This is a genomic window from Pseudomonas sp. 44 R 15, from assembly GCF_900004965.1.
In the GTDB taxonomy this organism is placed as follows: Bacteria; Pseudomonadota; Gammaproteobacteria; order Pseudomonadales; family Pseudomonadaceae; genus Aquipseudomonas; species Aquipseudomonas orientalis_A.
Genome location: NZ_CVTU01000048.1, coordinates 1 through 20,431 on the forward strand (window position 1 = coordinate 1; position 20,431 = coordinate 20,431).

The window sequence follows — 20,431 nt, forward strand, 5'->3', positions numbered from 1 at the left end:
GGAGCCTGGGCCGGAGCGGTCGCTGCGGGAGCCTGGGCCACGGGCGCTGCGGGAGCCGGCGCGGGTACGGATGCAGTCGCTGCAGGTGCGCTGTCGGCTTGCGGAGCGGGTTGTTCAGCGGTGGCAGGCGCTTCCGGCGTGACTTGTCCTTCGACGACCGCCTGGTCTTCCGGCTCATCCAGCGGATGAATCTGGGTGGTGCCGTCGGCGCTTTCGACTTCGACGTGCTCCAGCGCGTTGCTGGTCAGGTCTTTATTGCGCTGGGAAGTCTGGTCCTGCCACCAGACGAAACCACCCCCGATCACGGCAATCAGCAGCAACAGGCTGACAATGCGCAGGATCGTGTGGGAAACCCGGGTCGGCTCTTCAATACGACCGAGGCCATGCACATTGCTGCCCTGGGAGTCGGTGCCGGTGAACTGGTCGAATTGCTGGACCAGTGCGGTCTGGTCGATACCCAGCAACTTGGCATAAGCGCGGATATAGCCGCGGGCAAACGTGTGCCCGGGCAGCTTGTCGAATGCGCCAGCTTCCAGGTTGGCCAGGGAGGTGCTGGTCAAATTGAGCTTGAGGGCCACTTGCGCCAGCGACCAACCATTGCTTTCGCGGGCCTCACGCAAGGTGTCGCCTGGGTTTACGCGATTAGCTGCTACAACTTCCGGGTGCGCGGCTTTCATCATTGCTCCGACAGGTATTGCTGATATTCCGGCGTACCGGGATAGAGTCGTTCGAGTTGCTGGCCAAAACGTGCGGCCGTGTCGCGTTCTTCATGAACCGTCGCCAGGCGCACACCGAGCAATAGACTACGTGCATTGTGCCCGCTGAGCAGGCTAAAACGCTCGTAATAGTCACGTGCCGGCACATAATGCCTGTCTTCGTAGGACAACTCAGCCATTTCAAGCAAAGCGCGTGGTTGGCGAGCGTTCAGGTGCAGGGCTTTTTCCAGTTGCTGGCGCGCCAGTTCGCGCTGTCCCAGGTGTATCGACGTCACCCCAAGGTTCTCGAAGATGCGCGAACGCTGGGAATAAAGGGTGTCGGTGCTGGCCTGGCGGAAATAAGCGGCCGCCTGTTCATACCGTTTCTGCTCGAACAGGAAACTGCCGTAGTTGTTCAGCAACCGCGCGTCGCCAGGACGGGAAGCCAGTGCCGTGGTGAAATACCGATCAGCCAACTCGGGCTCGGCCTGAGCCTGGAAGACCAGCGCCAGCGCGGCATTGGCATCCGCATCGTCGGCATCCAGCTCCAGGGCCTTCTTCAATGGCACCTTGGCCTGCTCGCTCATGCCTTGTTGCAGATAGCCCAGCCCCAGTTGCACATACGCCACTCGCGCCGCTTCACGACCCTTGTCGGTTTGCAAAGGGCTGTCGTAGCCCGATGAAACACAACCGGCCACGAGACCGGTAACAAGTAAAAGCAGCGCAAGGCGCAAGGGCATAGAGATCCTCTCTCAGATTCGATTTACAGCAATCAGCGGCAAATCGTCGGCGGCGTTCAGTTCGCGTCCGGCGATATAACGCTCGCTGCGGCGGGTGCGGTCCATCACCTGCCCTACCAATTGGCCACAGGCGGCATCGATGTCTTCACCACGGGTGGTGCGCACGGTGACGTTGTAGCCGGCCTGGTGCAGTTGATCCTGGAAACGGCGGATGGCGTTGTTGCTCGGCCGCTCGTAGCCAGAATGGGGAAACGGGTTGAACGGAATCAGGTTGATCTTGCACGGGGTGTTCTTGAGCAGCTCGATCATCTCGACCGCGTGCTCGACCTTGTCGTTGACGTCCTTGAGCATGGTGTACTCAATGGTCAAGACACGCTTTTCGCCCAAGGTCGCCATATAACGCTGGCAGGATTCGAGCAGCATCTTAAGCGGATACTTCTTGTTGATCGGCACCAATTGGTTACGCAATGCGTCATTGGGTGCGTGCAGCGACAACGCCAGGGAAACGTCGATGTGCTTGGCCAGCTCATCGATCATCGGTACCACGCCGGAGGTCGACAGGGTCACACGGCGCTTGGAGATGCCGTAGCCCAGGTCGTCCATCATCAGGTGCATGGCCGCAACCACGTTGTCGAAGTTCAGCAGCGGCTCACCCATGCCCATCATCACCACGTTGGTGATGGCACGGTCGACGGTCGCCGGGACGCTGCCAAAGGATTTGTTGGCAATCCACACCTGGCCGATGACTTCGGCGGCGGTGAGGTTGCTGTTGAAGCCTTGCTTGCCGGTGGAGCAGAAACTGCAGTCCAGGGCACAGCCTGCCTGGGACGAAACGCACAAGGTGCCGCGCTTGCCCTGGGGAATGTAGACGGTCTCGACGCAGCTGCCGGACGCCACGCGCACCACCCACTTACGGGTGCCGTCGCTGGAGATGTCCTCGCTGACCACTTCGGGACCACGAACTTCGGCAATGGCCTTGAGCTTGTCGCGCAGGGCCTTGCTGACGTTCGTCATGGCGTCGAAATCGTCGACGCCAAAGTGGTGAATCCACTTCATTACCTGACCGGCACGGAAACGCTTCTCCCCGATTGAGTCGAAGAATTTCTCCATTTCCGGCTGAGTCAGACCCAGCAGGTTGGTTTTAACAGTCGATGTAGTCATGGATTCACCCTCACTCTTTAAGCCGATGCTTAGCGAGCGGTTACTTCAGTAGCAGCGAAAAAGTACGAGATTTCGCGAGCAGCAGCGGCTTCGGAGTCCGAACCGTGAACAGCGTTGGCGTCGATGGACTCGGCGAAGTCAGCACGGATGGTGCCGGCAGCCGCTTCTTTAGGGTTGGTAGCGCCCATCAGCTCACGGTTCAGAGCGATAGCGTTCTCGCCTTCCAGCACCTGAACAACAACAGGACCGGAAATCATGAAGGCAACCAAGTCGCCGAAGAAGCCACGAGCGCTGTGCTCAGCGTAGAAGCCTTCAGCTTCAGCCTTGGACAGTTGCTTGAGTTTCGAAGCTACAACCTTCAGGCCGGCTTTTTCGAAACGAGTGGTGATCTCGCCGATGACGTTTTTTGCAACAGCGTCAGGCTTGATGATGGAGAAAGTACGTTGAACAGCCATGGTGTAACTCCAGAAACGGTAATTTACGAAAAATTAAACCCGCGAATTATACGCGGGTTATCAGGTATTGCCTAACTGCGTAATAAGGCGGCTCAGTCTGCTTCTTCGATCCACAGGCCTTGAATCGCCTCCAGGACCTTTTCGCCACCCCGATCAGGGATGTCGTCAAAATCCGGCAGTTCCATTACGAGGTTACGCAGCTTGACGAAGTTCACCGTAAGAGGATTGACCTCAGGATGAGCTTCAGCAAGTTGTATAGCGATTTCTTGTACATCAACCCATTTCAGGCTCATGACAGTTCCTTGAATCAATGCGGCGCTTCGGCCGCATGGTTGAGCGAATATTTCGGGATTTCGACCGTGATGTCTTCAGTGCCGACCTTTGCCTGACAGCTTAGACGCGAAGTCGCTTCCAGGCCCCAGGCGCGATCGAGGAAATCCTCTTCCAGCTCATCAGCCTCTTCAAGGCTGTTGAAACCTTCGCGAATGACGCAGTGGCACGTGGTGCAGGCGCACACACCGCCACAGGCACTTTCGATCTCGATGTGGTTGTCGTGGGCGACCTCAAGGATGGACTTGCCGGTCTCAGCCTCCACGACCATACCATCCGGGCAATGCTCGGCGTGTGGCAGAAAAATGACCTGCGGCATCAGTTATTCCTCAATTTCATTCAGGTTGCGACCCGCCAGGGCGGCTTTTACCGTCTGGTCCATACGGCGGGCGGCAAAGGCATCGGTTACTTGTGACAGGCGCTTGGTCTGCTGCTCGATGGCGTAACCATCGTTGCCTTTCATCAGTTCGGCCAGCTCCTGCATCTGCAGGTCGATGACCATGCGCTCCTCGGCATCCAGCAAGCGCTCGCCATCGACATCCAGAGCGCCCTGCACCGCTTCGAGCAGGCGCTGGGCATCGACTTGCTGCTCACGCAGCACGCGAGCGACCTTGTCGTCGCCGGCATATTGGAACGAGTCCTTGAGCATCTTGGCGATTTCACCGTCAGTCAGGCCGTAGGACGGCTTGACCTGGATACTGGCCTCGACGCCCGAGCCCAGTTCACGGGCCGCCACGCTGAGCAGGCCGTCGGCGTCGACCTGGAAGGTCACGCGAATCTTCGCCGCACCCGCGACCATCGCCGGGATACCGCGCAATTCAAAGCGTGCCAGGGAGCGGCAGTCGCTGATCAGCTCGCGCTCGCCTTGCAGCACATGAATCATCATGGCCGTCTGGCCATCTTTGTAGGTGGTGAAATCCTGGGCGCGGGCGACGGGAATAGTGGTGTTGCGCGGAATCACTTTCTCCATCAGGCCGCCCATGGTTTCCAGGCCCAGGGACAACGGAATCACATCGAGCAGCAGCAGTTCGCCACCATCGCGCTTGTTGCCGGCCAGGGTATCGGCCTGGATCGCAGCCCCGATGGCCACCACTTGATCCGGGTCGATTTCGGTCAGCGGCTGGCGGCCAAAGGCTTCGGCAACGGCCTCGCGAACCCGTGGAACACGGGTGGAGCCGCCTACCATGACCACCGCGCCGACCTCTTCGAACTCGATACCGGAATCACGCACCGCGCGGCGGCAGGCCTTGAGGCTGCGGGCAACCATCGGTTCGATCAACGCATCGAAGGCTTCGCGGGTCAGCTGGGCCGACCAGCTACCGTAGGAAACTTCAACGGAAGCAGCGTCCGTCAGCGCTTCCTTGGCAGCGCAGGCGGCTTGCAGCAGGTTGCGCTGAGCGCCCGGATCCAGGTCGGCAGACAAGCCGGCACTGCTGATGATCCAGCCCGCGATGGCATGGTCGAAGTCATCGCCACCCAGGGCGCTGTCGCCACCGGTGGCCAGCACTTCAAACACGCCGCCGGTCAGGCGCAGGATCGAAATATCAAAGGTGCCGCCGCCCAGATCATAAATGGCGACCAGGCCTTCGGCGTGCTGGTCCAGGCCGTAAGCCACGGCGGCAGCGGTCGGCTCATTAAGCAAACGCAGCACGTTCAGGCCGGCGAGCTTCGCCGCATCCTTGGTGGCTTGGCGCTGCGCGTCGTCGAAATAAGCCGGAACCGTGATCACCGCACCGACCAGTTCGCCGCCCAGGGTGGTTTCCGCACGCTGGCGCAGCACCTTGAGGATATCGGCCGACACTTCCACCGGGCTTTTCGGGCCCTGGACGGTGTCGATGAACGGCATATGGGATTCACCGCCGACAAAGCGGTACGGCAGCTGGTCGCCCAATTGCTTGACGTCGGACAGACCACGACCCATCAAGCGCTTGACCGACAGCACGGTATTAAGGGGGTCGGAGGACGCTGCCAGCTTGGCCGACTCGCCGACTTCGATACGGTCGGCGTGATAGCGCACGGCGGACGGCAGGATGACCTGGCCATCGGCATCGGGCAACGGCTCGGACAGGCCGCTGCGCACCGCAGCAACCAGGGAATTGGTGGTGCCCAGGTCAATCCCGACCGCCAGGCGACGCTGGTGCGGTTGAGGGCTTTGACCGGGTTCGGCGATTTGCAGTAGAGCCATGGTAATCAGGTCTTATCTGTCTATCAGGCGTGCATCACGGGCAGCACACTGGGTTAATCGTCGAGGCGCTCTTCTAGCTGGCGCACTTCGTAGGTGAGCTTGTCGAGAAACTGCATGCGCCGCATCAGGCGTTCGGCCTGTTCGCGTTGCGCAGCATCATCCCAACAGGCTGCGAAGCTTTCGTTGAGCTCATCCTGGGCCGCCTTCAGACGACGCTTGAAGACCGCGACGCCAGCCACATCGGCTTCGTCCTGCAAGTCTTCGAGCTCTTCGCGCCATTGCATCTGCTGCATCAGGAAGTCCGGGTCATGCACGGTGACTTCCATCGGCAACTCGCCGCCCTTCATCGCCAGTAGATAACGGGCGCGTTTCGGGGGGCTTTTGAGCGTCTGATAGGCTTCGTTGAGGCTGGCCGATTGCTCCAGCGCCAGGCGTTGCTCACGCTCGGAAGCGTCAGCGAAGCGGTCCGGATGCACGCCACGCGCCAATTCTCGATAGCGCGTGGCAAGCTGCTCAAGGTCCAGCCGAAAGCTCGGCTGCAGCTCGAATAAAGCGAAATGACAAGGAGTACCCACAAGAAGCCTCAGATGTTGAAGCTTTCGCCGCAGCCACATTCACCGCGTACGTTGGGGTTGTTGAACTTGAAGCCTTCGTTCAACCCTTCCTTGACGAAATCGAGCTCGGTGCCGTCCAGGTAGGTCAGGCTTTTGGGGTCGATGATCACTTTCTCGCCGTGACTTTCGAACACCTGGTCTTCCGCAACCACCTCGTCGACAAACTCCAGCACGTAGGCAAGGCCGGAACAGCCCGTGGTGCGAACACCCAGACGAATCCCCTCACCTTTACCGCGCCCATTCAGGGAGCGGCGAATGTGCTGCGCAGCCGCTTCTGTCATGCTGATAGCCATCGTTGACTCCTTACTCGTCGCCAAATACTTAGATCAAGCCTTTCTTCTGCTTGTAGTCGCGAACGGCCGCCTTGATGGCGTCCTCGGCGAGTACCGAGCAGTGAATTTTCACCGGCGGCAGGGCCAGTTCTTCGGCCAGCTGGGTGTTGCTGATGGTGACAGCCTCATCCAGGGTCTTGCCTTTCATCCATTCGGTCGCCAGGGAGCTGGAGGCGATGGCCGAACCGCAACCGTAGGTCTTGAACTTGGCGTCTTCGATAACGCCGGCGTCGTTGACCTTGATCTGCAGGCGCATCACATCGCCGCACGCCGGAGCGCCGACCATGCCAGTGCCGACATCAGGATCTTCCGCGTTCATCTTGCCGACGTTGCGCGGGTTTTCGTAGTGGTCGATGACCTTTTCGCTGTAAGCCATGGTACTGAATCCTCACTCATCAGGGCCGCTCTGGAACCCTGTAGAAACGCCTGCGTTTTCCGCCACGTTGCTACAGAGCTGGGGTGGCGGCTTCTATAGTTAGTGTGCCGCCCACTCGATCTTGGAAATGTCGACACCGTCTTTGTACATGTCCCACAGCGGCGACAGAACGCGCAGCTTGTTGACGGCTTCGCAGACTTTCTGCGCGGCGTAGTCGACTTGCTCTTCAGTGGTGAAGCGGCCGAAGGTAAAGCGGATCGAGCTGTGTGCCAGTTCGTCGTTGCGGCCCAGGGCGCGCAGTACGTACGAAGGCTCAAGGGACGCCGAGGTGCAGGCCGAACCGGACGAAACCGCCAGGTCCTTGAGCGCCATGATCAGCGACTCGCCTTCGACGTAGTTGAAGCTCAAATTCAGGTTGTGCGGTACACGGGCGGTCATGCTGCCATTGATGTACAGCTCTTCAAGGTTCTCGACCTGCTTGTAGAAGCGGTCACTCAAGGCCTTGATGCGCACGTTTTCGGCAGCCATGTCTTCCTTGGCTACGCGGAAGGCTTCGCCCATGCCGACGATCTGGTGGGTCGCCAGGGTGCCCGAACGCATGCCGCGCTCGTGACCGCCGCCGTGCATGGTGGCTTCGATACGTACGCGCGGCTTGCGGCTTACGTACAGGGCACCGATGCCTTTGGGGCCGTAGGTCTTGTGGGCGGAGAACGACATCAGGTCGACTTTCAGCTTGGACAGGTCGATCTCGACCTTGCCGGTGGACTGAGCGGCGTCGACGTGCAGCAGGATGCCCTTGGAACGGGTCAGCTCGCCAATCGCTTCGATGTCGTTGATGGTGCCGATTTCGTTGTTCACGTGGATCACGGAAACCAGGATGGTGTCGTCACGCAGCGCGGCCTCGATCATGGCCGGGGTGACGATGCCGTCGGTGGTGGGCTCGAGGTAGGTGACCTCAAAACCTTCACGCTCCAGTTGGCGCATGGTGTCCAGGACAGCCTTGTGCTCAATCTTGGTGGTGATCAGGTGCTTGCCCTTGGTCGCGTAGAAATGCGCCGCGCCCTTGATCGCCAGGTTGTCGGACTCGGTGGCACCGGAGGTCCAGACGATTTCGCGCGGGTCGGCGCCAACCAGGTCGGCGACCTGGCGACGAGCGTTCTCGACCGCTTCCTCGGCTTTCCAGCCGAATACGTGGGAACGGGAGGCCGGGTTGCCGAAGTTTCCGTCAACCAGCAGGCATTCGCTCATCTTTTGCGCGACACGCGGATCAACCGGGGTGGTCGCTGAGTAATCAAGGTAAATCGGCAATTTCATGGACTTTCTCCTAAATCAGGCTGGCTGGCGCGCCGTTAGCTCTGCGGCTGTCACTCGACGGCGGACGCTTCAATCTTGTCCAGACGCGGCGCCTTGGTGTTGCAACGGCGCTGGTCCTGACGCTGGGCTACTTCTTGCACCTCACGGCGAGTCACAAGATCAGCCAAGCTGATACCACTCAAAAACTCATGGATCTGCAGGCTCAAGTCACACCACAAGTGGTGCGTCAGGCAGGTGTCACCGGCATGGCAATCACCCAGCCCCTGGCATTTGGTGGCATCGACGGATTCGTTGACCGCGTCGATCACCTGGGCTACCTGGATGCCCTGCATATCGCGGGACAATTGATAGCCGCCACCTGGGCCTCGCACGCTGGAAACCAGATTGCTGCGGCGCAATTTGGCGAACAGCTGCTCGAGGTAGGACAGGGAAATGCCTTGGCGCTCGGAGATATCGGCCAGGGACACCGGCCCAGTTTGCGCGTGCAAAGCCAGGTCGAGCATGGCAGTCACCGCGTATCGGCCTTTTGTAGTCAGTCTCATGGACAAGTACCAAGGTGTTTCAGAATGGGAGCAAGTATGCGATTCCCGAGTATTTAAGTCAACTATAAGACCTAGTACTTTAGTCAGGATTACCCGTAAAAAGGGCGCGCGAATCATAGCAGGCTGGGGTGGGGACGAACAGCGTCACCGGATAACCTGCGATGCCAGACACAATGAAGGTCAAATGTGGGAGGGGGCTTGCCCCCGATGGCGGTGGATCAGCCAGCACATAGGGCAACTGACCTACCGCTATCGGGGGCAAGCCCCCTCCCACAGGAGATCTCTGGCGATGCCGGGATCTTAGCTTGCCTTGGTGGCGGTTTCGTCCTTGATCTCGGCGAAATCTTCTTCGCGCAGCTCAGGCAGATCCTTCGCACAGTAAGGGCTGCCCAGGTCCTTCAGGGCGCCACACATGCCCTCCAGCTTGCCATCCACCGCTTGCAGGTGGTCGAGCAACTGGCCAATGGCACGCGCCACCGGGTCTGGCATGTCTTCGCTGACGCCATAGGCATCAAAGCCGATCTTCTCGGCCATGGCCTTGCGCTTGGCCTCCTGCTCGTCACCAACTTCCGGCTTGACGATGATCCGGCCCGGAATACCCACCACCGTCGCACCGGGCGGCACGGCCTTGGTGACCACGGCATTGGAGCCAACCTTGGCACCGGCGCCGACCGTGAACGGGCCAAGCACCTTGGCACCCGCGCCCACCACCACACCGTCGCCCAGCGTCGGGTGGCGCTTGCCTTTATTCCAGGTGGTCCCGCCCAGGGTGACACCCTGATAGAGCGTCACGTCATCGCCAATCTCGGCGGTCTCGCCAATCACGATGCCCATGCCATGATCGATGAAGAAGCGACGGCCGACCTTGGCGCCGGGGTGAATTTCGATCCCGGTCAGCCAGCGCCCGAAGTTCGACACCAGCCGCGCCAGCCATTTCCAACCCATGCCCCACAGGGCGCCGGACAGGCGGTGAAGCCAGATCGCGTGCATGCCGGGGTAGCAGGTCAGCACTTCAAAGGCGTTGCGCGCCGCCGGATCACGGTGGAAAACACTCTGGATATCTTCTCGCAAACGCTCGAACATCTTTAATCCTTCCGCTTAAGGAGCTCGCCACGGGCCGCTTTCTGGGTTTCCGTGAGGATGCCACGCAATATATTCATTTCCGCCCGACTGACCGAGCTGCGCCCGTAAAGGCGGCGCAGGCGCGCCATCAAGTGCCGTGGTTTTTCAGGATCAAGGAACTCGATGGCCACCAGGGTTTGCTCCAGGTGCTCATAGAATCGCTCCAGCTCGTCCATCGTGGCCAGCTCGCCACTTTTGGTCGACGCCACTTCGTCCTTCTCCATCTTGCTCGGCTGGCCCTCAGCCGCCAACCAGGCCATGCGCACTTCGTACGTCAGCACCTGCACCGCCGCACCCAGGTTCAGCGAACTGAACTCAGGGTCTGATGGAATGTGCACGTGATAATGACATCGCTGCAGCTCTTCATTGGTCAGGCCGGAGTCCTCACGGCCAAACACCAGGGCGATTTCTGCGCCACCGGTCGCCTCTTCCACCACTTTGGTACCGCACTCACGCGGGTCCAGCAATGGCCAGGGAATGCGGCGGTCGCGGGCGCTGGTGCCGAGCACCAGGTTGCAGCCGACCAAAGCGTCTTCCAGGGTGGCGACAACCTGGGCGTTTTCCAGGATGTCATTGGCGCCGGATGCGCGGGCATCGGCCTCATGGTGCGGAAACACACGTGGCTCGACCAGCACCAGCCGCGTCAGCCCCATGTTTTTCATGGCTCGCGCCACCCCACCGATATTGCCGGGATGACTGGTATTGACCAAAACGACACGGATGTTTTGCAGCAAGGGAGGCGCTCTCGGACACGGGAAAGGGGAGCAAATCTTACAGAAGCGCTTAGGGTTATGCCACGAAAGCTAACGTCGCCCTTCACCTGAAGAAAGTTTCTGCTAAACTGCCCGGCTTTCTTTAACAACCTTAGGTGACCTATCCATGCAGCCCATGCTGAATATCGCGCTGCGCGCCGCCCGCAGCGCCAGTGAATTGATCTTCCGCTCCATCGAGCGCCTGGATACCATCAAGGTCGACGAAAAAGACGCCAAGGATTATGTGTCCGAGGTGGACCGCGCCGCCGAACAGAAAATCATCGATGCCCTGCGCAAGGCCTACCCTACCCACGGCATCCTCGGTGAAGAAACCGGCCTGCACAAAGGCAGCGGCGAAGGCGAAGACTACCTGTGGATCATCGACCCACTGGATGGCACCACCAACTTCCTGCGCGGCATCCCGCATTTTGCCGTAAGCATTGCGTGCAAATACCGTGGCCGCCTGGAACACGCCGTGGTGCTGGACCCGGTCCGCCAGGAAGAATTCACCGCCAGCCGTGGCCGTGGCGCCCAGCTCAATGGTCGCCGCCTGCGTGTCAGCGGCCGCACCAGTCTGGACGGCGCCCTGCTGGGCACCGGCTTCCCGTTCCGTGACGACCAGATGGACAACCTGGAAAACTACCTGGGCATGTTCCGCGCCCTGGTTGGCCAGACTGCCGGCATCCGCCGCGCCGGCGCAGCGAGCCTGGACCTGGCCTACGTGGCCGCCGGTCGTTTCGATGCGTTCTGGGAGTCGGGCCTGTCCGAGTGGGACATGGCTGCGGGCGCCCTGCTGATTCAAGAAGCGGGCGGCCTGGTGAGCGACTTCACCGGCGGTCACGACTTCCTGGAGAAAGGCCACGTGGTTGCCGGCAACACCAAATGCTTCAAGGCAGTGCTGACGGCGATCCAGCCGCACCTGCCGGCTTCGCTGAAGCGCTAAGCGAGCGCGCACAAAAAAAGCACCCCGAGGGGTGCTTTTTTTATGCCTGGGATTTGAGCCAGACCCATCCATCAGCAGCAATACAGATCAAATGTGGGAGGGGGCTTGCCCCCGATTGCAGAGTGTCAGTCAACCAAGCATCAACTGATCCACCGCTATCGGGGGCAAGCCCCCTCCCACATTTTGAATTGCACAGTTTTTTGAATCTGTGCCTGGCCCTGGATTACTGCTGGTTCTGACCCAGGATCAGACGCCCTTCCTTGTCCACCGGAATCTGGCCGCCTGGATCACGCTCCATACGCACGGTACCTTCCTTGCCATCCAGGTTGTAACGCACGTCGTAGCCCACAACCTTGTCGCTGATGTCATTCACGGTGTTACAGCGAGTCTGGGTAGTGGTGTAGGTATCGCGGTTCTGCATACCTTCCTGAACCTTGTTACCCGCATAACCGCCACCGACCGCACCGGCGACCGTTGCCAGCTTCTTGCCGTTACCACCACCAATCTGGTTGCCGAGCAGGCCGCCTGCCAGGGCGCCTACGACGGTACCGGCGATTTGATGCTGATCCTGCACCGGACGCTGCCGGGTCACGGTGACATCCTTGCAGACCTCACGCGGGGTTTTAATCTGGGTTTTTACCGGCTGTACCGCCAGCACTTGCGCATACTCAGGGCCGCTTTTTACCAGGCTGTAGGTGGCAACAGCGCCCCCGGCAGTCACACCGACAGCACCCAATACCGCACCAACCAGCAACGACTTGTTCACGTTGAACCTCCTGACCATCACAAGCGGACCGAAAGATCCGCGCTATACCCAGCCTTGGAGCAAAAAAAAAGGCACGAGTTCAATCTCGTGCCTTTCTTTGTACCGCCGATCAACAAACGCCCATCAAGGACGGTCGTCGACCTCCTTGCCAGTGCTGGCCGGAGGGATCAGGTCTTCGCTGTTGAGGTTCAGCCAGATCAGTACCACGTTGGCGATGTAGATCGACGAATAGGTACCGGCCAGAACACCGATGAACAGTGCCAGGGAGAAGCCCCACAGGTTGTCGCCACCGAAGATCATCAGTGCCGCGATCGCCAGCAAGGTGGAGATCGACGTCGCCATGGTCCGCAGCAGGGTCTGGGTGGTGGAGATGTTGATGTTCTCGATCAACGTGGCCTTGCGCAGTACACGGAAGTTCTCGCGAACCCGGTCGAATACCACGATGGTGTCGTTGAGCGAGTAACCAATGATCGCCAGCACGGCGGCCAATACGGTCAGGTCGAAGGTGATCTGGAAGTACGCCAGGATACCCACGGTCACGATCACGTCGTGGATCAGCGACACGATGGCGCCGACCCCGAACTTCCACTGAAAGCGGAAGGCCAGGTAGATCATGATGCCGACCAGCGCCATCAGCATGCCAAGGCCACCCTGGTCGCGCAGTTCTTCACCCACTTGCGGGCCGACGAACTCTACGCGCTTGACCGAGGCCGGGTTGTCGCCGCCGACCTTCTGCAAGGCCTCGGCAACCTGGTGACCCAGTTGCGGGTCTTCGCCAGGCATGCGCACCAGCAGGTCGGTAGTGGCGCCGAAGCTCTGCACCACCGCCTCGTGATAGCCGGCCTTGACCAGCTCATCGCGCACCAGGGTGACGTCGGCCGGCTTCTCGTAGGTCAGCTCGATGAGCGTACCGCCGGTAAAGTCCAGACCGTAGTTCAGGCCCTTATGGAACCAGCTGAACAACGCCAGAACGGTAAGGAGCACGGTGACGCCGAACGCAACGTTGCGAACGCCCATGAAGTTGATTGTACGTAACATGGCAGCCCCTTAAATCCACAACTTCTTGAAGTCACGCCCGCCAAAGATCAGGTTGACCATTGCGCGGGTCACCATGATGGCCGTGAACATCGAGGTAAAGATACCCAGGGACATGGTCACCGCAAAACCTTTGACGGGGCCGGTGCCCATGGCAAAGAGAATCCCGCCGACCAGCAGAGTGGTCAGGTTGGAGTCGAGAATCGCGGTAAATGCCCGGCCGAAGCCTTCGTTGATTGCACGTTGTACGGTCATGCCCGCCGCGATCTCTTCACGGATTCGCGAGAAGATCAGCACGTTGGCGTCCACCGCCATACCCATGGTGAGGACGATACCGGCGATACCCGGCAGGGTCAGCGTGGCGCCCAGCAGCGACATCAGCGCCAGCAGCATCACCATGTTGCCCGCCAGGGCCACGGTGGCGATGATGCCGAAGAAGCGGTAGATGGCGATGATGAACAGCGACACGAACAACATGCCCCACAGCGCCGCATCGACACCCTTGGTGATGTTGTCGGCACCCAGGCTCGGGCCGATGGTGCGTTCTTCAGCGAAGTACATCGGCGCCGCCAGGCCACCGGCACGCAGCAGCAGGGCCAGCTCGGAAGATTCGCCCTGGCCGTTCAGGCCAGTGATGCGGAATTGCGCACCCAGCGGCGACTGGATGGTCGCCAGACTGATGATCTTCTTCTCTTCCTTGAAGGTCTGTACCGGCACGTCTTTCTCGACGCCGTTGACCATCTGCTTGGTGTAGGTGGTAACAGGACGCTGCTCGATGAAGATTACCGCCATGCTGCGACCGACGTTGCTGCGCGTGGCGCGGCTCATCAGCTCGCCGCCGTGACCATCCAGGCGGATGTTCACTTCAGGCGTGCCATGCTCGCCGAAACCGGCCTTGGCATCGGTCACCTGGTCACCGGTGATGATCAAGCCACGCTCGATCAACGCTGGAGGACGGTTGCCTTCACGGAACTCGAACTCTTCGGAAGTCGCGCGGGTAGCACCCGGCTCAGCCGCGAGGCGGAACTCCAGGTTGGCGGTTTTACCCAGGATACGCTTGGCTTCAGCGGTGTCCTGCACGCCCGGCAGTTCAACCACGATACGGTTGGCGCCCTGACGCTGCACGATCGGCTCGGCCACACCCAGCTCGTTGACGCGGTTACGTACCGTGGTCAAGTTCTGCTTGATGGAGTATTCGCGGATTTCCGCGATCTTGGCCGGGCTCATCGCCAGACGCAGCACCGCCTGACCATTGAGGTCGGCCGGTACGATGTCAAAGTCGTTGAAGTTCTTGCGGATCAGCGCACGGGCCTGTTCGCGGGAAGCTTCGTCAGCGAAGCCCAGCTGGATCGCACCGTTGAGCTGCGGCAGGCTGCGATAACGCAGTTTTTCTTTGCGCAGCAGGCTCTTCACATCGCCTTCATACACTTTCAGGCGTGCGTCGAGGGCTTTGTCCATGTCGACTTCCAGCAGGAAGTGCACACCACCGGACAAGTCCAGACCCAGCTTCATCGGGTGCGCGCCAATGCTGCGCAGCCATTGTGGCGTGGTCTGTGCCAGGTTGAGCGCGACAACATAGTCGTCACCCATGACCTTGCGTACGACATCCTTGGCCGGCAATTGGTCTTCTTGCTTGGTCAGGCGCAACAAGCCGCCTTTGGAACCAGCTGCCAAGGTTGCCGCTTTAACCTGGATGCCCGCGTCAGTCAGCGCTTTGCTCGCGCGTTCCAGATCAGCCTGATTGACCTGCAGCGAAGTGCTGGCGCCAGAGATCTGGATCGCCGGGTCATCAGGATAGAGATTGGGAGCGGAATAAATAAAACCGATCGCCAGCACCGCCAGGATCAGTACGTATTTCCACAGAGGGTATTTGTTCAGCATCACGCCGCCCGCTTATAACGCGGGGCGCCTTGCGCGCCCCGTCGATTGGTAAAGGTTGTTACTCAGATCGCTTTGAGCGTGCCTTTTGGCAGCGTGGCGGCGATGGCGCCCTTCTGGAACTTCATTTCTACGGTGTCGGAGACTTCCAGTACCACGAAAGCATCGGAAACCTTGGTGATCTTGCCGGCGATACCGCCAGTGGTCACGACTTCGTCGCCTTTCTGCAGGCTGCCGAGCAGGTTTTTCTGCTCTTTGGCGCGCTTGGCCTGTGGACGCCAGATCATCAGGTAGAAGATGACCAGGAAGCCGACCAGGAAAATCCACTCGAAACCACCGCCCATCGGGCCGGCAGCAGCAGGCGCGGCGGCGTCAGCCATGGCGTTAGAGATAAAAAAGCTCATTTAGCACTCCAGTTGCAAATAGTGAATCTTAGGGTCGGGAAACTCAGTCCAAGGGCGGCACAGGGAGCCCGCGCTTGGCATAGAAGGCATCGACGAAGGCGGCCAATGTACCCTGTTGAATAGCCTCGCGCAAACCAGCCATCAGGACTTGGTAGTGACGCAAATTGTGGATGGTATTCAACATGCTACCCAGCATTTCCCCGCACTTGTCCAGATGGTGCAGATAAGCACGGGAGAAGTTCTGGCAGGTGTAGCAATCGCAGGTCGGATCGAGCGGCGAATCATCATGGCGATGGAACGCGTTACGGATCTTCAGCACGCCTGTATCAATGAACAGATGCCCATTGCGGGCATTACGGGTTGGCATCACGCAATCGAACATGTCCACACCGCGGCGCACACCCTCTACGAGATCTTCCGGTTTGCCAACGCCCATAAGGTAACGAGGTTTTTCTGCGGGCATCAGGCCCGGCAGGTAATCGAGCACCTTGATCATCTCGTGCTTGGGCTCGCCCACCGACAGACCGCCGATAGCCAGGCCGTCGAAGCCGATCTTGTCGAGGCCTTCCAGCGAGCGCTTGCGCAGGCTTTCATGCATGCCGCCCTGCACAATGCCGAACAGCGCCGCGGTGTTGTCACCGTGGGCATTCTTCGAACGCTGGGCCCAACGCAGGGACAGCTCCATGGAGATGCGCGCCACGTCTTCGTCAGCCGGGTACGGCGTGCACTCGTCAAAAATCATCACGATGTCCGAGCCCAGGTCGCGCTGCACCTGCATCGACTCTTCCGGGCCCATGAACACTTTGGAGCCATCCACCGGCGAGGCGAAGGTCACGCCCTCCTCCTTGATCTTGCGCATGGCGCCCAGGCTGAACACCTGAAAACCACCGGAGTCGGTGAGGATCGGACCCTGCCACTTCATGAAGTCATGCAGGTCGCCGTGCTTCTTGATCACTTCCGTGCCCGGGCGCAGCCACAGGTGGAAAGTGTTGCCGAGGATGATCTCGGCGCCGGTGGCGACGATGTCACGGGGCAGCATGCCCTTGACGGTGCCGTAGGTGCCGACCGGCATGAACGCCGGGGTCTCCACGGTGCCGCGCGGAAAAGTCAGGCGACCACGACGGGCTTTGCCGTCGGTGGCCAGCAGTTCAAACGACATACGACTCATAAGTTGTCCTCAGGGCCGCGCGGCGCCGGGTTACGGGTGATGAACATCGCATCACCGTAGCTGAAAAAACGGTACTCGTTGGCGATGGCGGCTTGATAAGCGGCCATGGTTTCCGGGTAACCGGCAAACGCCGACACCAGCATCAACAGCGTGGATTCCGGCAAATGAAAGTTGGTGACCAGGCAATCGACCACATGGAACGGCCGGCCCGGGAAAATAAAGATATCGGTGTCACCACTGAACGGCTTGAGCACACCATCGCGCGCCGCGCTCTCCAGCGAGCGCACGCTGGTGGTGCCCACCGCCACCACCCGCCCGCCGCGCGCCTTGCACGCGTTAACCGCGTCCACCACGTCCTGGCCGACTTCCAGCCATTCGCTGTGCATATGATGGTCTTCGATGTTCTCCACACGCACCGGCTGAAACGTCCCGGCCCCCACGTGCAGGGTCACATAGGCGCTTTCGACGCCCTTGGCGGCAATCGCATCCAGCAGCGGCTGGTCGAAATGCAGCCCGGCCGTCGGCGCCGCCACCGCACCGAGGCGCTGCGAGTACACCGTCTGATAGCGCTCGCGGTCCGCGTCTTCGTCGGGGCGGTCTATATAAGGAGGCAATGGCATATGGCCGACACGCTCCAGCAGCGGCAACACTTCCTCGGCGAACTTAAGCTCAAACAACGCATCATGCCGCGCCACCATCTCGGCCTCGCCGCCGCCATCAATCAAGATGCTCGACCCCGGTTTCGGCGACTTGCTGGAGCGCACATGGGCCAGCACGCGATGGCTGTCCAGCACCCTTTCCACCAGAATTTCCAGCTTGCCGCCGGACGCTTTCTGGCCAAACAGCCGCGCCGGAATCACCCGGGTATTGTTGAACACCATCAAATCGCCTGGGCGCAAATGCTCAAGCAAATCAGTGAATTGACGGTGTGCGAGGGCACCGCTCGGCCCGTCCAGGGTCAGCAGTCGACTGGCGCGACGCTCGGCCAACGGGTGGCGAGCGATCAGCGAATCAGGGAGCTCAAAAGTAAAGTCAGCAACGCGCATGATGGGGTTCGTCTAGCAGGGCCGGGAAGTCTAGCGGAAATAGTCAAAATTGACCATGAAACGTGATTGACCAACGGTAATCACCTCTCTATACTTCGCCGCCATTGAGCCCTGATGGCGGAATTGGTAGACGCGGCGGATTCAAAATCCGTTTTCGAAAGAAGTGGGAGTTCGATTCTCCCTCGGGGCACCATCTTAAAAAAAGACCTTGAAATTCAAGGTCTTTTTTTTCGTCTGTAGAAAAGTGGCGACAGCTGATTCATTGCTTGCCGCCCATTACCGACCTGAAACACGATCCAAATGTGGGAGCTGGCTTGCCTGCGATTGCGCCAGCCCCAACACCCTCAAACCACCCGCCTACACCCCAACCGAATCCCCCTCCTCCATCACCCCATTCGGCAACATCCCATTCGCCAAATCATCCACCACCGCCTTCGCCATCTCGCCCAAATAATGTGCTGCCCAGGCATAGCGATCTGCGCTGTTATCCATGGCCGCATCCAATGCCAGCATTTTTGAACAATGGAGGAGCTCGGAGGCATGCTCGAGGGCATCGCGGATGGGTACGCCGGCATTGACGCGGAATAGACGGTGGAGGTTGGGCTGTTTGCCGCAGGTGGAGAAGGTGATGACGCCTAGGGTTTTGTTGAGCGGTGGGTTGATCATTGGGCACCTCCCAGGTGGGTGGAGATGCAGGATAAGGAATTGCGAGGATATGACCTATCAGAAACGCTCATGAGTTTTAGCTCCTAATGTCGAGAAGCTGCCACATTCGTTATCAGGCGAAAGGGTGGCAGCTGTGCGCAGGCTGATAAACCGGGACAATAGGAACCCGGCAGGCCCGAAGGCCTCCCGCGCACAGCCGCCATAACACGGATGTGCGGACGCAAAAAAAAGCGCCGGCATGGTGCTGGAGACGCTTGAGCGCCTATTGTTCCACGGGTTATCAGACCCGGTCACTGAATTTGCAGTGACGGTGGGAAGGTAGCTCAGAAACGCGCGGATCTAAAAGCTGGGATCTGTGGCGAAAAGTTTCCGATAGTCAGGCTGAGGTTATCAATTCAAGCAGAATTGTGATCAGCCCTCTACTAAGCCTTAACCGGCAAGTGATGCTCCGACAGACCGCTGATGCATCTACAGTGACAGAAGCAAGCTCTGGTATTGGCAGAGCGATATCGTTAGCGCTTGCGGCAGAAGGGGCGACGTCGGTTTGCTATGACTTACGCCCGGATGCAAACCCTAGTATAAAACCGGGGTCAAACCACCGTTATTTCAAACGTGATCTGCCCCTCATTCCACTAGACCTTTCAGCCACAGTAGCAGGTTCTAGCCTCCACCCCCGGCCGCAGCTTTCTTGGCAGCTTTTTTAGCGTCAATGATCGCCTTAGTCTGCCCCACAATTTCATTGAATACCGCCGAAGCCGACGCAACCGAGGACGGGTCGCTCGATGAATCAAAGCCGCAGCCAGGATGGGCCGTCATCTTACCTTTTTCGGGGAGTTTCAGTGTCTGCACATAGTTCGGGTCAGCAACAACAACTGCCCACCTCAGAGTTTCATCGCCCTCTTTGAGCACAACCGTCGCTTTGCGACAGGCCGAGTAGATCAGCACATCGCTCTTCGTCTTATCGTTCGCAAGAAACTTCGTGGTTTCGATAGCGTCGCGGGCCACTGGCTCAATAAAGACATCACCGGCTATACCGCCAGCAAAGATCAGCGGTATTTTTATTACTTCGTTACGCTTCTCTGCTCTCGCCGTCAGCTCTGGCTCAAGATCAATCGCGTCAGGCAACGCAGTTGTGGTATCTACAACCTCCCCGGTGAAAGCAAGCAGTCCAACAAGACCAACACCCGCAGCCCCCACGTTCTCGATCAGTTTGACTAAGTTGTCTTCTGTGTTAATCGTAACTGCTTGAATTTGATCCGTATCCGGCCTTTTGGTGACACCCAGATGAGTGGTTCTCCAAAACCAGTAGTCTGTGGACTCGATCGCGTATCGATGAGCTGATGAGGCTGTGGGTACTGAGGTCAAAACCAGCTTTCCCGCTGGCGCGGCGGTAGCGGTTTTGTCGCCTTTGTCACTGTTAACCGCACCAGTCCCTGCTACAACATTTACGCTTTCTCCCTTTGCTGGCTCCGTACGGTCGAGACGGATCGCAGAGGACTGGAGTTCGAACTTCGTATACCCCTCCCTGTCTTCATTAAATGACTTGTGGTAAGTAATTGCGCTACAACCCGCTAGAGCGCCCATTAACATGACGTTTATGGATAGCTTGAGTATCTGCATCGAGATGATCCTTCTTGATTCGTGTTGAGCCTCATCTCTTAATGACTGCGTACTACTTGGCCCGCTCTACCGAGGCTGGACGTGTTTGGCACTAGTACCATCACACAGGCTAGCCAAGCGCTACCGTCTTTCCAGTCATTCTGGGTAAGTATTTTTGAGGCCAAGTCCAGAAGTGAATCGTCACGGTGCTCCTGGAGGTTCATTGGGCTCATATTCGGATCACGCATTACGTTGAACACAGCACCAGAACCTGACTCCAAACCCGACCGAAGGCACCTCCAGGTTTT

General features: G+C 59.2%; 23 protein-coding genes and 1 tRNA gene. 2 read left to right on the forward strand and 22 right to left on the reverse strand.

All coding sequences use genetic code 11. The annotated features are described in order from the left end of the window. The 14 genes from BFP93_RS05560 to trmJ all read right to left on the reverse strand — a co-directional run. Nucleotides 1–677 (reverse strand): helix-turn-helix domain-containing protein (locus BFP93_RS05560; protein WP_065892403.1); only part of this gene is annotated, 677 nt, incomplete at its 3' end. Then, nucleotides 677–1,435, reverse strand: a complete 759-nt coding sequence (gene pilW / locus BFP93_RS05565; RefSeq protein WP_065892370.1) for a type IV pilus biogenesis/stability protein PilW — start codon at nt 1,433–1,435, stop codon at nt 677–679. The genes pilW and BFP93_RS05560, both read right to left, overlap by 1 nt. A 12-nt stretch (nt 1,436–1,447) precedes the next feature. Beyond that, a complete protein-coding gene (gene rlmN, locus BFP93_RS05570) occupies nt 1,448–2,596 on the reverse strand; it encodes a 23S rRNA (adenine(2503)-C(2))-methyltransferase RlmN (RefSeq protein ID WP_065887481.1) in 1,149 nt (382 codons plus the stop codon). A 29-nt stretch (nt 2,597–2,625) separates the two neighbouring features. After that, complete coding sequence (gene ndk, locus BFP93_RS05575) at nt 2,626–3,051, reverse strand: nucleoside-diphosphate kinase (RefSeq protein WP_003175956.1); 426 nt, start codon at nt 3,049–3,051, stop codon at nt 2,626–2,628. Between the two features lie 92 nt (nt 3,052–3,143). Continuing rightward, nucleotides 3,144–3,344 (reverse strand): Fe-S cluster assembly protein IscX, encoded by a 201-nt coding sequence (iscX, locus tag BFP93_RS05580; protein ID WP_003238461.1) that lies wholly within the window; start codon nt 3,342–3,344, stop codon nt 3,144–3,146. 14 nt (nt 3,345–3,358) lie between these two features. Beyond that, nucleotides 3,359–3,700 carry an ISC system 2Fe-2S type ferredoxin gene (gene fdx, locus BFP93_RS05585; RefSeq protein WP_015885743.1) on the reverse strand — a complete coding sequence of 114 codons (342 nt, stop codon included), beginning with the start codon at nt 3,698–3,700 and terminating at the stop codon, nt 3,359–3,361. Nucleotides 3,701–3,703: 3 nt separating this feature from the next. Beyond that, a complete protein-coding gene (gene hscA, locus BFP93_RS05590) occupies nt 3,704–5,566 on the reverse strand; it encodes a Fe-S protein assembly chaperone HscA (protein WP_065892371.1) in 1,863 nt (620 codons plus the stop codon). Nucleotides 5,567–5,619: 53 nt separating this feature from the next. After that, nucleotides 5,620–6,141, reverse strand: a complete 522-nt coding sequence (gene hscB / locus BFP93_RS05595) for a co-chaperone HscB (protein WP_065892372.1) — start codon at nt 6,139–6,141, stop codon at nt 5,620–5,622. Between the two features lie 8 nt (nt 6,142–6,149). Further along, complete coding sequence (gene iscA / locus BFP93_RS05600) at nt 6,150–6,473, reverse strand: iron-sulfur cluster assembly protein IscA (protein WP_003175963.1); 324 nt, start codon at nt 6,471–6,473, stop codon at nt 6,150–6,152. Nucleotides 6,474–6,501: 28 nt separating this feature from the next. After that, nucleotides 6,502–6,888 (reverse strand): Fe-S cluster assembly scaffold IscU, encoded by a 387-nt coding sequence (iscU, locus tag BFP93_RS05605; RefSeq protein ID WP_003175965.1) that lies wholly within the window; start codon nt 6,886–6,888, stop codon nt 6,502–6,504. Between the two features lie 99 nt (nt 6,889–6,987). Then, entirely contained in the window at nt 6,988–8,202 is a 1,215-nt protein-coding gene (locus tag BFP93_RS05610; protein WP_065887478.1) for an IscS subfamily cysteine desulfurase, read from the reverse strand. 50 nt (nt 8,203–8,252) lie between these two features. Further along, complete coding sequence (gene iscR, locus BFP93_RS05615; protein ID WP_003194020.1) at nt 8,253–8,744, reverse strand: Fe-S cluster assembly transcriptional regulator IscR; 492 nt, start codon at nt 8,742–8,744, stop codon at nt 8,253–8,255. A gap of 300 nt (nt 8,745–9,044) precedes the next feature. Further along, entirely contained in the window at nt 9,045–9,827 is a 783-nt protein-coding gene (gene cysE / locus BFP93_RS05620) for a serine O-acetyltransferase (protein WP_065892373.1), read from the reverse strand. A gap of 2 nt (nt 9,828–9,829) precedes the next feature. After that, a complete protein-coding gene (trmJ, locus tag BFP93_RS05625; RefSeq protein ID WP_065892374.1) occupies nt 9,830–10,600 on the reverse strand; it encodes a tRNA (cytosine(32)/uridine(32)-2'-O)-methyltransferase TrmJ in 771 nt (256 codons plus the stop codon). A 145-nt stretch (nt 10,601–10,745) separates the two neighbouring features. Here trmJ and suhB point away from each other — a divergent pair, with 145 nt between their 5' ends. After that, nucleotides 10,746–11,561 carry a type III secretion system regulator SuhB gene (suhB, locus tag BFP93_RS05630; protein ID WP_003175971.1) on the forward strand — a complete coding sequence of 272 codons (816 nt, stop codon included), beginning with the start codon at nt 10,746–10,748 and terminating at the stop codon, nt 11,559–11,561. A gap of 223 nt (nt 11,562–11,784) precedes the next feature. On the opposite strand, the gene BFP93_RS05635 is transcribed toward suhB, so the two are convergent. The 6 genes from BFP93_RS05635 to queA all read right to left on the reverse strand — a co-directional run bounded on the left by BFP93_RS05635 (nt 11,785) and on the right by queA (nt 17,858). Then, nucleotides 11,785–12,327 carry a glycine zipper 2TM domain-containing protein gene (locus tag BFP93_RS05635; protein WP_005791197.1) on the reverse strand — a complete coding sequence of 181 codons (543 nt, stop codon included), beginning with the start codon at nt 12,325–12,327 and terminating at the stop codon, nt 11,785–11,787. Between the two features lie 123 nt (nt 12,328–12,450). Further along, nucleotides 12,451–13,365 carry a protein translocase subunit SecF gene (secF, locus tag BFP93_RS05640; RefSeq protein WP_065892375.1) on the reverse strand — a complete coding sequence of 305 codons (915 nt, stop codon included), beginning with the start codon at nt 13,363–13,365 and terminating at the stop codon, nt 12,451–12,453. Between the two features lie 9 nt (nt 13,366–13,374). After that, on the reverse strand, nt 13,375–15,243 hold the full coding sequence (gene secD, locus BFP93_RS05645; protein WP_065892376.1) for a protein translocase subunit SecD: 1,869 nt from the start codon (nt 15,241–15,243) through the stop codon (nt 13,375–13,377). 62 nt (nt 15,244–15,305) lie between these two features. Continuing rightward, the gene (gene yajC, locus BFP93_RS05650) at nt 15,306–15,644 is read right to left on the reverse strand and encodes a preprotein translocase subunit YajC (RefSeq protein ID WP_003175975.1); all 339 of its coding nucleotides are present in this window, start codon (nt 15,642–15,644) and stop codon (nt 15,306–15,308) included. Between the two features lie 43 nt (nt 15,645–15,687). After that, nucleotides 15,688–16,803 carry a tRNA guanosine(34) transglycosylase Tgt gene (gene tgt / locus BFP93_RS05655; RefSeq protein WP_162303237.1) on the reverse strand — a complete coding sequence of 372 codons (1,116 nt, stop codon included), beginning with the start codon at nt 16,801–16,803 and terminating at the stop codon, nt 15,688–15,690. A 5-nt stretch (nt 16,804–16,808) separates the two neighbouring features. Next, nucleotides 16,809–17,858, reverse strand: a complete 1,050-nt coding sequence (gene queA / locus BFP93_RS05660; protein ID WP_065892377.1) for a tRNA preQ1(34) S-adenosylmethionine ribosyltransferase-isomerase QueA — start codon at nt 17,856–17,858, stop codon at nt 16,809–16,811. 108 nt (nt 17,859–17,966) lie between these two features. Here queA and BFP93_RS05665 point away from each other — a divergent pair. Beyond that, nucleotides 17,967–18,051, forward strand: a tRNA-Leu gene (locus tag BFP93_RS05665). A 164-nt stretch (nt 18,052–18,215) separates the two neighbouring features. Here the strand turns inward: BFP93_RS05665 and BFP93_RS05670 are convergent. Both BFP93_RS05670 and BFP93_RS05675 read right to left on the reverse strand, forming a co-directional pair. Further along, a complete protein-coding gene (locus BFP93_RS05670) occupies nt 18,216–18,524 on the reverse strand; it encodes a DUF3077 domain-containing protein (RefSeq protein ID WP_065892378.1) in 309 nt (102 codons plus the stop codon). Between the two features lie 660 nt (nt 18,525–19,184). Further along, complete coding sequence (locus tag BFP93_RS05675; protein WP_065892379.1) at nt 19,185–20,144, reverse strand: hypothetical protein; 960 nt, start codon at nt 20,142–20,144, stop codon at nt 19,185–19,187. Nucleotides 20,145–20,431 lie beyond the last annotated feature (287 nt).

Excerpts from the sequence above, each read along its gene's own strand:
- pilW (WP_065892370.1), bottom strand. The coding sequence starts at position 1,435 with ATGCCCTTGCGCCTTGCGCTGCTTTTACTTGTTACCGGTCTCGTGGCC.
- rlmN (WP_065887481.1), bottom strand. The coding sequence starts at position 2,596 with ATGACTACATCGACTGTTAAAACCAACCTGCTGGGTCTGACTCAGCCG.
- ndk (WP_003175956.1), bottom strand. The coding sequence starts at position 3,051 with ATGGCTGTTCAACGTACTTTCTCCATCATCAAGCCTGACGCTGTTGCA.
- iscX (WP_003238461.1), bottom strand. The coding sequence starts at position 3,344 with ATGAGCCTGAAATGGGTTGATGTACAAGAAATCGCTATACAACTTGCT.
- fdx (WP_015885743.1), bottom strand. The coding sequence starts at position 3,700 with ATGCCGCAGGTCATTTTTCTGCCACACGCCGAGCATTGCCCGGATGGT.
- hscA (WP_065892371.1), bottom strand. The coding sequence starts at position 5,566 with ATGGCTCTACTGCAAATCGCCGAACCCGGTCAAAGCCCTCAACCGCAC.
- iscA (WP_003175963.1), bottom strand. The coding sequence starts at position 6,473 with ATGGCTATCAGCATGACAGAAGCGGCTGCGCAGCACATTCGCCGCTCC.
- iscU (WP_003175965.1), bottom strand. The coding sequence starts at position 6,888 with ATGGCTTACAGCGAAAAGGTCATCGACCACTACGAAAACCCGCGCAAC.
- BFP93_RS05610 (WP_065887478.1), bottom strand. The coding sequence starts at position 8,202 with ATGAAATTGCCGATTTACCTTGATTACTCAGCGACCACCCCGGTTGAT.
- iscR (WP_003194020.1), bottom strand. The coding sequence starts at position 8,744 with ATGAGACTGACTACAAAAGGCCGATACGCGGTGACTGCCATGCTCGAC.
- cysE (WP_065892373.1), bottom strand. The coding sequence starts at position 9,827 with ATGTTCGAGCGTTTGCGAGAAGATATCCAGAGTGTTTTCCACCGTGAT.
- suhB (WP_003175971.1), top strand. The coding sequence starts at position 10,746 with ATGCAGCCCATGCTGAATATCGCGCTGCGCGCCGCCCGCAGCGCCAGT.
- secF (WP_065892375.1), bottom strand. The coding sequence starts at position 13,365 with ATGTTACGTACAATCAACTTCATGGGCGTTCGCAACGTTGCGTTCGGC.
- secD (WP_065892376.1), bottom strand. The coding sequence starts at position 15,243 with ATGCTGAACAAATACCCTCTGTGGAAATACGTACTGATCCTGGCGGTG.
- yajC (WP_003175975.1), bottom strand. The coding sequence starts at position 15,644 with ATGAGCTTTTTTATCTCTAACGCCATGGCTGACGCCGCCGCGCCTGCT.
- tgt (WP_162303237.1), bottom strand. The coding sequence starts at position 16,803 with ATGTCGTTTGAACTGCTGGCCACCGACGGCAAAGCCCGTCGTGGTCGC.
- queA (WP_065892377.1), bottom strand. The coding sequence starts at position 17,858 with ATGCGCGTTGCTGACTTTACTTTTGAGCTCCCTGATTCGCTGATCGCT.
- BFP93_RS05670 (WP_065892378.1), bottom strand. The coding sequence starts at position 18,524 with ATGATCAACCCACCGCTCAACAAAACCCTAGGCGTCATCACCTTCTCC.
- BFP93_RS05675 (WP_065892379.1), bottom strand. The coding sequence starts at position 20,144 with ATGCAGATACTCAAGCTATCCATAAACGTCATGTTAATGGGCGCTCTA.